The following is a 12,531-nucleotide window of genomic DNA, read 5'->3' on the forward strand; positions in this document are numbered from 1 at the left end:
CACGCCCGATCAATTGTCCTTTATCATAACTTCTTTGGTCTTCTTCAGCCCTTTTCCGGTCTGAAGAAGACCATTTTTTTGGACCAGGTTGCGCAATTCCGGCTGTCCGGCATCGATCCATGCCGAAAACCAGTAGGAACCGGTAGCCAGAATGGAAGCCCGCATTTGTCTTTCCACCATATGGTTCATCTCCTCATGGTAGGCAGAGGAATAGCCTAACGAATATTGTTTGATCACCTGTTGGTTCCTTTTTGAGAAGCTGTACTTCCGGTGAGCAGGGAGCCTGCTGCTGAGCCTTGCTTCGAGCATCAACACACTATCTAACAGACCATGACTATGACTGATGATCTTCCAGGCTTCCCGGAGCGGATTTTCTATATATGTGGCCTTTCCAACCCTGTAATTGTACTTTTCGGCAAAGAGCTCAGGTAAACGGCTTTCCCAGAAGGCATGAATGCCGTGTTGGTTGCTCAGCTGTCCGTTATGATTTTCCGTGGTATGCAGGGGTACATGTGCATCTGCGATATAATGTCCCAGATATGCAGAGTAAACGAGGATTTTTAATGAATCCCTGTTTTTAAACGCATTGACCAGCTGATGATACGATTTTTGAATTTGCCAGGGCAGGGACCCATGAGTGTTCAGCCGGGCTGCACCATATTTTTTTAACGCATCCTTATACGTTCTGGGGATGCTGTCTATATGTGTTTCATAAACTTCTACATCCAGATAATGCCTCGCGGCTTCAGCAGAGTCCGCATAGCGTCGTTTGTCGGCGTCTACCGCATGATCACTGAGGTACCTGATGTTCGACTTGTAAAAAGTATTGAGGCCTTTATGGAGCGTAAATACTGCGAGATAGTTGATTCGTTTATGGGCGTAGAATCCCCAGGAGCAACAGAGTATGGCTCCCGCACATAGCATTACAGAGATAAATAAGTACTTCATCTCTGTAAAACTATATAAACGAACCTACCGTTGGTTATTTATCTATGCTTTTCCCTTTCATGGCAGAAGATACTGCCACATCCATTACGCGCTCGGCAAATGGACGGGTAAATTCATTCAGTTCATCGGCTTTTTTAAGGATCTCGTCCTTTTCTGCCTTTGCCAAAGCAGCTTTTAGTGCCTTGATATGTGTTCCGGTATCCGCGATTTCTGCTGCGGTCAGGAAGCTGCCATGCTTTTCAATAAAGCGCTCTGCAGTATATACCAATTGTTCACCTTCACTTCTGGCTTCAATCAGCATGCGTTGTTCCACATCGCTTTTAGCATGGGTGATGCTGTCGATCAGCATCTTTTCCACGGTATCGTCCGTTAGTCCATAACTTGGCGTGATGTCGATTTCCTGTTTTACACCTGATCTCAATTCTATTGCCTGGACGGTTAGAATTCCATCAGCATTGAGCATAAAATTGATGTCTACTTTCGGCAATCCGGCAGGCATCGCAGGAATGCCTTTCAGGTCAAATTCCGCTAGTTTCCTGTTTTCCTGTACGAGGTCACGCTCTCCCTGAAAAACAGAGATCTTCATGTTCACCTGTCCGTCAATAGAGGTGGTATACTGTCTTCCTGCTTTTGTAGGAACTTTTGCATTTCTTGGGATAATCACATCCATCAGTCCACCCATCGTCTCAATACCAAGAGAGAGGGGAGTAACGTCCAATAAAAGAATGTCGGAGCGGTTTCCGGCAAGGATATCGGCCTGGATAGCTGCTCCGAGAGCAACTACTTCGTCCGGGTTGATCTGGTCGTGCGGATAGCGGCCAAAGAATTCTGCAACCTGCGCTTTTACATATGGCGTTCTTGTCGAACCGCCCACAAGCACCACTTCATCAATCTCAGCAGCAGTTAATTTGGAGTCTGTTAAAGCTTGTTTACAGGAGTTCAGGGTTTCGGCAACTTTTGGCGCAATGAGTTGCTCAAAAGTCTGTTTATCTAAAGTACACCAGATGTCGCCAATCTGCTCATTAAACAGGTTCTGACTGCTCAGTGCTTTCTTTGCTTCTTCTGCTTTTAGCCTTAAGGACTGCATCAGTCCGGAATCCTGAGCCAGAACTGCTGCATCCAGTTTATTTTTCTCTATCCAGTAATGAACGATAGAACGGTCAAAATCATCTCCTCCTAAAAAGGTATTTCCATTGGTCGATAAGACTTCAAAAATGCCGTTTTGTATAGATAGAATCGAGACATCAAAAGTACCGCCTCCAAGGTCATATACCGCAATTGTTTTCTGTTGATTGGGATCAAGACCCAGTCCGTAGGCGAGACTGGCTGCAGTAGGTTCGTTCACGATTCTTAATACATCCAGACCTGCCAGTTTACCGGCATCCCTTGTTGCTTGTCGCTGGCTATCGTTAAAATAAGCAGGGACAGTAATTACGGCACGGTTAACAGGCGTTTTCAACGCATGTTCAGCTCTTGCTTTCAGTTCTTTAAGAATCTCGGCAGAAAGTTCTATTGGGGTATAAAATTTATCACCGACTTTAATTTTTACCAGCGAATCATTTTCATCATCTATGATTTTATAAGAAAAGGTATCCTGATGACCGGCCACATCTTTATAAGACCTGCCCAATAATCTTTTTACAGAAAAAATGGTGTTTGCAGGATCTGTGATTAAAAACTCTTTGGCTTCATTTCCTACAAGTGCATCTCCTTTGGCATTAAAATATACCACTGAAGGTACCAATAAGCCCTTTCCGGTATCGTTAATTACCTGAGGTTTTTTATCAGGGTTAATAAAGGCCACCAGGCTATTGGTGGTACCAAGGTCAATGCCGACGATGATTTCTTCTTGTTGCAGGGAGCCTGTTGCCAGGTTAATGGATATCTTTGCCATAGTCTGGCAAATTTAGGAATGTTTTAAGGTTTTTTTGTGTTAAGGTTGTAATGTTTTGAGCTTCTGTCTTTGAATCAGCTCTTTTTTATGGATATTATACAACCAGATCACGATATCCTGGTAGCTGTCTGTACCCTTAGGCTGGTTGTTGAGCTTTAAAAAGCCATCCAGGGCGATTCCCATATAACCATACATATCACTGTTATACTTCTGCCAGAAGGCCCTTTCGGTCTTGAAATCTTTAATTGTTTCCGGATTGATGGTGGCATAAAGACGTTTATAGCCTTCAGGGGATTTGATCCTGATCTCAAATAAAATGCTTCTTAACATATTGTAAGCTGCAGAGTAACGGAAATTTTCATCTGTACTGTGGATGGCGGTCAGGTAACCGATCAGATTGGCTTCGTCTTCTCTTCCGATTCCGAGCTGGTGTGCAATCTCATGACAAGTCACAAAAGGCAGGGAAACGGCAGGCAGCCTCATGTTCACATTGGCTTCTCCCGAAAGGGGATTGTAATAGCCTTCTATGCCAATTTTAGTCACCACCCAACTGTTCAATACGGCTTTAACAGAAGGACTACGGTATTGGAAGAAAGGATGCGTATTTTTCATCAGGTCGTAAGCTGCTTTTGCTTTGCTTTCCAGCTCATCAATACCGTAGCTTTGTTTTTTCAGGTGTTCAAATGAATTCAACTGATCGATGAAATATTCACCCAGTAAAATCAGCTCTGCAGTAGTGTATTTTTCGTTCGCGATCCCCAATTGTTTAGAAATGGAGGGACGGGAATAATTCAGCCCCCAAAGGATTTTAAAGACCAGGTATAAGATCAAAAAGAAATTGAGCAACTGTAAAGGAACATTGATGCGGTCGGCAGCAAGTAGTTTCTTTTGAGAAAGCCTTTTGAAAAAAAGATAAATGCTCCTCAGCATATAGAGCACCAGCAGGAAGTACAGGAAATCTCCCAGGGCAAAAGGAAAAACAGCACTGATGAAACGCTGAATGACCGAACTTACAGGATAGAAACCTTCAGAATAGACCTTTTCAATAAAAATGCTGTTCATCCCGGCGAGATAGATCAATCCCGACAGGAGGAACAGCAGGATAAACTGTTTGATTCGCGGTTTATCCTTTAATATCATTACCTGTTGAAGGATAATCTTTTTCCAATTTCGTTGGTCATGAACTTGCCTTTTTGGTAAGCAAGGTTTCCGGAAACGATGGTATGGGTGATCTCTGCCTGAAAGGTTTGTCCTTCAAAAGGAGACCATCCGCATTTGTACCATAGGTTGGCTCTGGTTACTTTTACCGGATCGTTCAGGTGAACCAATACCAGGTCCGCCCAGTAACCTTCTCTGATGAAACCTCTTCTGTCTACATTGAAACAGGTAGCTACATTATGAGCCGTTTTTTCAGCGATCTGTTCCAGTGTAATTTTCTTTTGATGGTACATTTCCAGTAAAGCAGAAAGGGCATGTTGTACCAATGGGCCTCCCGAAGGGGCTTTCAGGTAAGGTTGCTCTTTTTCTGCGATGGTATGTGGTGCATGATCAGTTGCAATGATGTCAATATGGCCATCTAATACCCCTTTCAGGATGGCATCTCTATCCTGAGCTGTTTTTACCGCAGGGTTCCATTTGATCCAGTTGCCTTTTGCGGCATAATCCTGATCACTAAACCAGAGGTGATGTATACAGGCTTCAGCAGTAATTCTTTTGTCTTTTAATGGGGTGATTGCATCAAAAAGGGCTACTTCCTTTGCTGTGGAGATGTGCAGGATGTGCAAACGGGTATTGTATTTTTTTGCAAGTTCTACAGCCATGGAGGAAGAGATGTAACAGGCTTCTGCACTTCTGATGAGCGGATGCATGTCTATGGTGATGTTTTCTCCATATTTCTCTTTGTAAGCTGCCATGTTCTCCCGGATGGTTTTTTCATCTTCGCAATGGGTGGCAACGAGTATGGGGGCGTCTTTGAAAATGTTTTCCAACACCTTCTCATTGTCAACAAGCATGTTTCCAGTGGAAGAGCCCATGAATACCTTAATTCCGCAAACATTCTTCGGATCAGTTTTCAATACTTCTTCAAGGTTATCATTTGATGCACCCATAAAGAAGGAGTAATTCGCTAAGGAAACCTCCGAGGCAATTTTATATTTATCGGCCAGTAATTCCTGGGTTAACGTATTGGGTACGGTATTCGGCATCTCCATCCAGGAGGTAATTCCTCCGGCTACAGCCGCCATGCTTTCCGTAAAGATGTCTGCTTTATCAGTTAAACCCGGTTCCCTGAAATGGACCTGATCGTCAATCATCCCAGGAAAGAGGTGTAAGCCTTCCGCGTTAATTTCTTTTGCTCCTTCCGCCTGGATATTTGGCGCAATTTTTTCAATAAATCCGTCTTTAATCAGTACGTCAGCAACAAAGATCTGGCCTTCGTTTACCACTGAGGCCGCTTTTATCAGAATGGTGTTCATGACCTCAAACTTAAATAAAAAATTTGTTATTTACTTTTCCAGGTATTGTCCTTATCGTTTGCATCTACAAATATTCCTCCGTTAAGGTTGATCTCTGACACTGCCTTCTTCGCATTTAAAGAAATAACCGCTGCTTTTTGATTGGCTTTCCAAATGGCGGGTGTCTGATGAAACACTTCAGTAGTCCCATCATTATAGCTGAGTTTAACATCAAAAGGAACAGCAAAACCGCCGGTATTGCGAAGCGAAATCTGATATTTTAAGCCTGTATTGCTCACTTTAGCAATACTCAGATCGATGTAATTGTTGCTGAAAAACCAGTTGTTCCAATACCAGTTCAGGTTTTGTCCCGAAACAGCATTGATGGTGTAGAAAAAATCCCAGGGAATAGGATGTTTGCCATTCCAGCGTTCCATATAGGCATGGAGCGACTTTTTGAAGGCCACATCGCCAAGCATGTCTTTCAGTGCTAAATACGCCAGGGAGGGCTTTACATAGGCATTGTTGCCATATCCGGTACCCGATACCTGTGTGGATAAGGAAATGATTGGTTGGTCTTCCTCAGTAGCAGGATCATAGATCCACCGGTTTACCCTGAATTTCTTATAATTATCATCCGCTTTCTTTTTACCCAGTTGTGCTGTTCCGATCAGGTACTCCAGGGTCGTTGCCCAGCCTTCGTCCATATGGGCATACCTGGTTTCATTAGTGCCCATATAAAAAGGGAAATAGGTATGTGCAATTTCATGGTTCAGTACAAACTGGGAAAACTCCATATCAGGAGTACTGGAATCGTTTACCATCATCGGATATTCCATGTCGGCAAAGCCCTGAACGGCAGTCATCTTTGAGAAAGGGTAGGGAATACCCGGCCAATGATTTGAAAACCAGTCTAAAGCTTGTTTTGACCAGCCGGTTGCCTGTGCAAAGTCTTTCGCTTTTGCATCATAGGCCGTTTGTACACTGGCTCGTCTGTTGGTTTTTGCATCAACCACCACACTTGAAGCATCCCATAGGTAATGGTTGCTCAGGGAAAAGGTGATGTCTGTGATATGTGCTGCCTTGAATTTCCAGCTGTTCCATTCCCGTTGTTGGGTCACTTGTCCTTTTGCCATTTCCTCCGCAGTAGCAATGGCAATGATGTCCCCGCTGGTATAAGATTTCTTTAATCTTTCTGCAGGAAGGGGTTGCAGGACTTCATCCGGATTCAGCAGATCACCGGTAGCCCATACCACATAGTTTTTTGGTGCTTTAACGGTTAGATGGTAATCATTGAAATCATTGTAAAACTCTGCGCGGTCGGTATGAGGAATCATATCCCAGCCATTGTAATCATCGTATACGGAGATTCTTGGAAAGGCATAAGCCACAAAAAAGGTGGTACTGTCCAGCTGTCCTTCTCTTCCACTCTGTTTAGACAGGGGATAAGACCAGCTGATGTTGAAAACTGCGGTCTGACCAGGAAGGATGGCGCTCTTAAGTGGTACTTCTTCTACCGTACCCCAGTCTTTACTGTCTATTGTGTAATTTTGACCGTTTACTTCAAATGACTTAATGTTCAGTCCGGCGCTGAGAAAATCCGGACTCACATAACCTGATCTTGGTGCCTCGGGCTTGTGCAGGTTGTTTACAAAACGGATGGCCACCTGATGAAGGGTGTCGGGACTGTGATTGGTATATTTTATCATTTCTGTTCCCTCCACCATTTTGGTGTTCGGGGTAACCTGTATGGTCATGTCGTATTTCCCCTGGTTCTGCCAGTATTGTTTTCCCGGTTTGCCGTCTTTAGAACGGCTTCCTTTATCGTAAGCAGCCTTGATGTTTCGGGGAAGGTATAATTCCTGAGCTTGTAAAGTGGTGCTGGCAGTGATGATCAGCGCAAGGGTAGCAGGAAAACCAGTGGTCAGCAGGCGGAAGAGATTCTTTTTCATCATTTGTATTCTTGGAGGTTTTAAGAAGCCTTAAACCCGGTTTTAGGATTGTGAATCCATAATCAATTGTATAGATATATAAAAGTACTGGTTTTATGATTTTCAAAAAGAATTGTCATGATAAATAATACTTAGATTGGTATCGGTAACTTTAGTATGGAAGATAAGCATCAAAAATGAGAAGAAACATTGCATTTTCATGGGTATTATTGCTCTTGTTCGTTGGGGTTTGCGTTCGGGCACAACAAAACACAGCAGGAAAACCGGTGGTCCCGGTTGCTGAAATCTCAAAAGACATCCAACACACCTCATTATCGATAAAAAGGGGTTGATCGCCAAGGTGGTCACTGATGCAGAGGACATGATCAGGGCTTTAAACAAGGTTCCGTAAAAATGTAATTTCTGATCCTGTAAATAATAGTATATTTGCAAAATGCCCAAAACATTTGAAGAGTTTAACCTTAATCGCCAGATATTAAATGCTGTAGCTGATGCTGGGTTTACTCATGCCACCCCAATACAAGAGAAAGCAATTGCGCCTGTTTTATCAGGACAGGATATATTCGGCATTGCTGAAACCGGAACAGGAAAGACTGCAGCCTATGTTTTGCCGATCTTAATGCAATTGAAGTACGCGCAGGGAGATGCTGCACGTGCCTTGATCCTGGCTCCTACAAGAGAGCTGGCGATGCAGATTACTGAACACATCAAAATTTTCTCTAAATATACAGACCTCCGTACCGTAGTGGTTTATGGTGGTCTTGGTCCGAAAACACAGATCGAACAGATTAAAGCCGGAGTTGATATCATTGTCGCCACTCCCGGAAGGTTCCTGGATATTTATCTGGCCGGACACATCAATACCCAGTATTTAAAATTCCTGGTGTTAGATGAGGCGGATAAAATGATGGATATGGGCTTTATCGGCTCTATTCACCGCATCCTGGAAGTAGTTCCACGCAGACGTCAAAACCTGCTGTTCTCTGCTACAATGAGCGATCTGGTACAAAAAATTGCCGGAGATTTCCTGAAACACCCTACCGTTATTGAGGTTGGTTTACAGGCCACACCTGCTCAAACCGTTACTCAGACCTTATATGAGGTTCCCAATTTAAAAACAAAGATCAACCTGTTGCAGCACCTGCTGAAAAATGATGAGGAGTTTAAAAGACTGATCATTTTCTGTAAAACCAAAACTGTAGCGGACAACATCTTTAGCTTCATCGAACGTAAATTCGGTGCCGATGCAGTAAGGGTAATTCATGCAAATAAAGGACAGAATACCAGGATCAACTCCATCAATAGTTTTAAAGAAGGAAATGTCAGGGTATTGGTGGCTACAGATGTGGCTTCCCGTGGAATTGACGTTTCTGAGGTTTCTCATGTGATCAATTTTGATGTACCGATCATTATCGAAGATTATGTACATCGTATTGGTCGTACAGGAAGGGCTTATGCCAAAGGCGATGCCCTGACCTTTTTCACACCAGCGGAAAAATATTACATTGAGAAAATACAAAAGTTAATCAGACAGGAGATTCCTGTAGTACCTTTGCCAACGGAAGTTTTCGTGGAAGAGACCCCTTACGAAGAACGTCAGGCCATTAACAGGGCTATTGATGATCAGAAACGTAAAGATGATCCTGAGTTTAAAGGAGCCTTCCATGAGAAAAAACATGCAGCAGCTATTGCCGCCGCAGAAAGGGAGAAGAATAAAAATAAAACTCCTGCCTGGAAATCAAAGAAATTCAAAAAAAGGAAGTAAACAAAGAGGACTTGAAAGTAAAACTGACACCGCTTAATATTGTTTCTGCGATCTTTCTGGTGATTGCTGTGTTGATGATGTTTGAAAAATCACCTGCACCATCCGAAAAAACAATCGACCTGACAAAGATATTAATGTGGTTTAGTTTTTTAATTGTCCTGGTTTCTTTTATCTCCGATCAGATTTTCAGGAAGTTTATTCCTGAGCTTAAAAAAATATGGGCCATAGAATGTGCCTTTATTGTGTTCACCATCATCTTAGTTTTTATTATAAAAGTCAGCATATATTAAATGAAACAAGCAGAAATTAAAATTACGGTGCAGTTAGATGATAACAATGTACCTGACAATATCCTTTGGGAATCTACAGACTCGAAAAGCCAGGAGCAAGTGCCGGTAAAATCTATGATGCTGGCCCTTTGGGATCATAATTATAAGAACTCTATGCGCATCGATTTATGGACTAAAGACATGCCTGTAGACGAAATGAAAAGGTTTTTTTATGAGACCTTGCAAACCATGGGTGATAGCTTCCTTAAAGCGACAGGAGAAAAACTGATCATCGAGGATCTGCGCGATTACTGCGCGCATTTTGCCGATAAAATGGGAATCAATACACAACAATAAGAAATGAGAGCTCAGGGAATTATAGGTGCCGTGATCATGGCAGTTGGTGGAATTTGCCCCTTGTTGCGCATTCCGATTATCGGCAACTGGAACTATTTCGATTTAGACCAGACGCTGGCCATCGCTTTTTATGTGTTGGTGGCAATAGGGCTGCTGGGTGCTTTTACTCAAAAAGCCGGACTGATTAAATTTGCAGGATGGGCTGGAATTGTATTGGTGGCCATTACCCTTGTTGGAATCTATTTCAAGGCTCATGGTTCTTTTGGATTTCTTCACTTCAAAAAGCTGGTGAACCTGGCTGCGGGAATGGTGAAATATAAATGGGGCTGGTATGTGATCCTTGCAGGTACGTTTATTTTGATTACGGTAAGGAGACCTAAAATTGTTGTGCTGAATCCTCCTGTTCCTGAGGGAGCGGCAGTATAATTATTAAAATAAATTTTCAGTAAATACACTTCAAAGATTAAAAACATGCAAAACGATTGTAAGTGAAAGCTTTACAATCGTTTTGTGGTTTTTTGGCAATGTGATAAAAAGCTTGAAATTGAGGTTTGGCAAAAGTAAGGTTATTAAAACATTACTTATCAGGAATAAAAGGGAATCGAAATAAAACACATCATTGATATTTAATATATTATGGGAATTTTTTTAAAAATCACTTATGATTCTCAAGGAGGAAAGACAGCCGAAAAGGCGTTTACGAACCAAAAGGTTTTAGATTACATTATTGATGGTTTAAATAACTACTCTTGGCAAGATTCAATTTCTGTCAAATTAACTACACTTGACCCAAAATATAGTCATATTGCACTTGGTACCATTCTTAGATTTTTTCATCTGAAAAATATTGAAGCAGGTAATTTAAAATCGTTTTCGAGGTACATTAAGAAGGATGATAAACTTATTATAGACCAAATGCTTGTCATAGATAAATATGAAGATTTATCAGAAGATGAAACAAGAAAGGCGCTATGTGATGATATTTCTCTATATTTTAAAGAGATGATATTGAAATATAAAGACCGCTTTCTTGATTTTGATGCCGTTGCTTTTATTCTTTTACTAGAAGGAAAATTTGAAGAAATAAAGGAAGGTAAATGTATAAGTAATTCAGCAGGAGGTGTTGATTCTGGAGTAAGCGGAGCTTAATTCAGCGAACCCAGGGTTTTGTGTTTCTTCTTGCGTTTATATTGAGTTTGCTTTAAATCTCCTGAACCTGTGATGATGCTGATATTCCCATCAGTTTCGAACATGGCCAGTTTTACATCTTTATATTTCTCTACTCCATGTTCCCTCATCGCTTCGCGTAATTCTTCATTGCTGATGTCTAGCTTACTGAGCGTGGCGAAATCAAGATCCCCGTTGTGAATCAGGATTTCCGGTTTTTCCGAAAGAAGCTCCCTGAACTTTTTACTTTTGAACATCAGCTTTTTTAAGGCATAATTAAGGGCAAACAGAACGGCGGCGGCAACAAGGCCTCCGGTAAGACTGGTATTGTTCCCTACCATTGCATTCTGAACAGCGTTACTGATCAAAAGAATGAGTACTACATCAGTCGTGTTGAGTTGAGACAGTTCCTTTTTTCCGGTTAAACGGATGGCCACCAGCATAAAAGCATAGACGGCAAGGCTTCTTAGTATGATGTCGAGGTATTGGTTCATGTGCTTAGAATTTTAAGGTCATTTGTCCCTGCTGACTGACTTCGCGTTCATGGTCCAGCAGCCATTTTTTACGCCATAGAGACCCGGCATAACCCACTAAAGTACCATCACTTCCTATTACCCTATGACAAGGGACTACTATCGCCAATTCGTTTTTCCCATTTGCCGCTGCCATCGCCCTGATGGCAAGTACATTGTTCATCTGCTTGGCCATTTGCAAATAGGAGCGGGTAATTCCATAATCTATCGTCAGCAAAGCGGCCCATACTTCCTGCTGGAAGGTGGTTCCCGGTTGTTTGATCGGCAAAGTGAAAACCTTTAAATCTCCTTCAAAATAGGCCTTTAACTGGGATTCGGCAAGCCGTGTAATCTCGTTTTCATTCGGCTCAGTAATGAGGTCTTCCTTGAAGGTGATCTTTTGCACAAATTGTTCATCAGCAAAGATGCTGACCGGACCAACCGGGCTTTGTAAAATACTGCAATACTGAATATTCATAGGAATACAATATTATGGATATTTAATTTACAAAGATAAAAGATCGGGGATTAAGAATTATCTTTGCGGCTGCATGAATTTAATAGATCAGGTAAAGTTTTTAATTAAGAAAGAGTTGCTGCTGGAATGGCGTTCTAAATATGCTTTAAATGGCGTTCTCCTGTATGTAGTGTCGACGGTTTTTGTCTGCTATTTATCTTTTGTAAGTGTAGAAAAGATTACCTGGAATGCTTTATTCTGGATCATCATGCTGTTTGCTTCGATCAATGCCGTCTCCAAAAGTTTTCTTCAGGAAAGCAAAGGAAGGCAGCTGTACATTTATACCATCGCAAGCCCGCTGGCACTGATCATTTCAAAGACCATTTATAATGTGTTGCTGATGATGCTGCTCACGGTGATTGCACTGGCTTTTTATACCATGGTGTTTAACTATGTGCCGGAAGATCTGGGCTTATATATTGTGGCAACCCTGTTGGGAAGTCTGAGCTTCTCTACCATCTTTACTATGGTTTCTGCCATTGCGTCCAAAGCAGGTAACGGCGGGATGCTGATGGCAATTCTAAGCTTTCCGGTGGTGATTCCGGTCCTGATCGTATTGATTAAGCTCACTAAAAATGCCATAGATGGATTGGATAGGAGTGTAAGTATGGACGAGATTGGTCTGTTGCTGATCATCAATGCATTGGTGATGGCGGTTTCACTGATTCTTTTTCCTTACCTCTGGAGAGATTAATAC

The 12,531-nt window shown here is 42.1% G+C and carries 13 protein-coding genes; 6 read left to right on the forward strand and 7 right to left on the reverse strand.

Annotated elements, in window-relative coordinates:
- Window positions 1-9: 9 nt before the first annotated feature.
- From BUC20_RS09500 to BUC20_RS09520, 5 genes are read right to left on the reverse strand one after another with little or no spacing between them, the layout of a single operon-like run.
- Complete coding sequence (locus BUC20_RS09500) at window positions 10-948, reverse strand: zinc dependent phospholipase C family protein (protein WP_234994489.1); 939 nt, start codon at window positions 946-948, stop codon at window positions 10-12.
- 34 nt (window positions 949-982) lie between these two features.
- Entirely contained in the window at window positions 983-2,842 is a 1,860-nt protein-coding gene (gene dnaK, locus BUC20_RS09505; protein WP_073230343.1) for a molecular chaperone DnaK, read from the reverse strand.
- A gap of 39 nt (window positions 2,843-2,881) precedes the next feature.
- Window positions 2,882-3,982, reverse strand: coding sequence for a DUF3810 domain-containing protein (locus BUC20_RS09510; protein ID WP_073230345.1), 1,101 nt, complete (start codon window positions 3,980-3,982; stop codon window positions 2,882-2,884).
- Window positions 3,982-5,316 (reverse strand): dihydroorotase, encoded by a 1,335-nt coding sequence (locus tag BUC20_RS09515; RefSeq protein ID WP_073230347.1) that lies wholly within the window; start codon window positions 5,314-5,316, stop codon window positions 3,982-3,984. The genes BUC20_RS09510 and BUC20_RS09515 overlap by 1 nt, the downstream gene beginning before the upstream one ends.
- Window positions 5,317-5,342: 26 nt before the next feature.
- Window positions 5,343-7,250 (reverse strand): M1 family metallopeptidase, encoded by a 1,908-nt coding sequence (locus BUC20_RS09520; RefSeq protein ID WP_234994490.1) that lies wholly within the window; start codon window positions 7,248-7,250, stop codon window positions 5,343-5,345.
- 430 nt (window positions 7,251-7,680) lie between these two features.
- On the opposite strand from BUC20_RS09520, the gene BUC20_RS09525 reads away from it, so the two are divergent.
- From BUC20_RS09525 to BUC20_RS09545, 5 genes are all read left to right on the forward strand, one after another.
- On the forward strand, window positions 7,681-9,012 hold the full coding sequence (locus BUC20_RS09525; RefSeq protein ID WP_073230349.1) for a DEAD/DEAH box helicase: 1,332 nt from the start codon (window positions 7,681-7,683) through the stop codon (window positions 9,010-9,012).
- A gap of 11 nt (window positions 9,013-9,023) precedes the next feature.
- Window positions 9,024-9,302 (forward strand): hypothetical protein, encoded by a 279-nt coding sequence (locus BUC20_RS09530; protein ID WP_234994491.1) that lies wholly within the window; start codon window positions 9,024-9,026, stop codon window positions 9,300-9,302.
- Window positions 9,303-9,638 (forward strand): gliding motility protein GldC, encoded by a 336-nt coding sequence (gldC, locus tag BUC20_RS09535; RefSeq protein ID WP_073230352.1) that lies wholly within the window; start codon window positions 9,303-9,305, stop codon window positions 9,636-9,638.
- Between the two features lie 3 nt (window positions 9,639-9,641).
- Window positions 9,642-10,064, forward strand: coding sequence for a hypothetical protein (locus tag BUC20_RS09540; RefSeq protein WP_073230354.1), 423 nt, complete (start codon window positions 9,642-9,644; stop codon window positions 10,062-10,064).
- A 210-nt stretch (window positions 10,065-10,274) separates the two neighbouring features.
- On the forward strand, window positions 10,275-10,787 hold the full coding sequence (locus tag BUC20_RS09545) for a hypothetical protein (RefSeq protein ID WP_073230356.1): 513 nt from the start codon (window positions 10,275-10,277) through the stop codon (window positions 10,785-10,787).
- Here the strand turns inward: BUC20_RS09545 and BUC20_RS09550 are convergent.
- Together BUC20_RS09550 and BUC20_RS09555 are read right to left on the reverse strand one after the other, a co-directional pair.
- Window positions 10,784-11,299, reverse strand: a complete 516-nt coding sequence (locus tag BUC20_RS09550; protein ID WP_073230358.1) for a DUF421 domain-containing protein — start codon at window positions 11,297-11,299, stop codon at window positions 10,784-10,786. The genes BUC20_RS09545 and BUC20_RS09550 overlap by 4 nt on opposite strands.
- A 4-nt stretch (window positions 11,300-11,303) precedes the next feature.
- Window positions 11,304-11,795 (reverse strand): methylated-DNA--[protein]-cysteine S-methyltransferase, encoded by a 492-nt coding sequence (locus BUC20_RS09555; RefSeq protein ID WP_073230359.1) that lies wholly within the window; start codon window positions 11,793-11,795, stop codon window positions 11,304-11,306.
- A gap of 73 nt (window positions 11,796-11,868) precedes the next feature.
- On the opposite strand from BUC20_RS09555, the gene BUC20_RS09560 reads away from it, so the two are divergent.
- Complete coding sequence (locus tag BUC20_RS09560; RefSeq protein WP_073230361.1) at window positions 11,869-12,528, forward strand: heme exporter protein CcmB; 660 nt, start codon at window positions 11,869-11,871, stop codon at window positions 12,526-12,528.
- The last annotated feature ends 3 nt before the right edge of the window (window positions 12,529-12,531 follow it).

Source organism: Pedobacter caeni (assembly GCF_900129215.1).
Taxonomy (GTDB): Bacteria; Bacteroidota; Bacteroidia; order Sphingobacteriales; family Sphingobacteriaceae; genus Pedobacter; species Pedobacter caeni.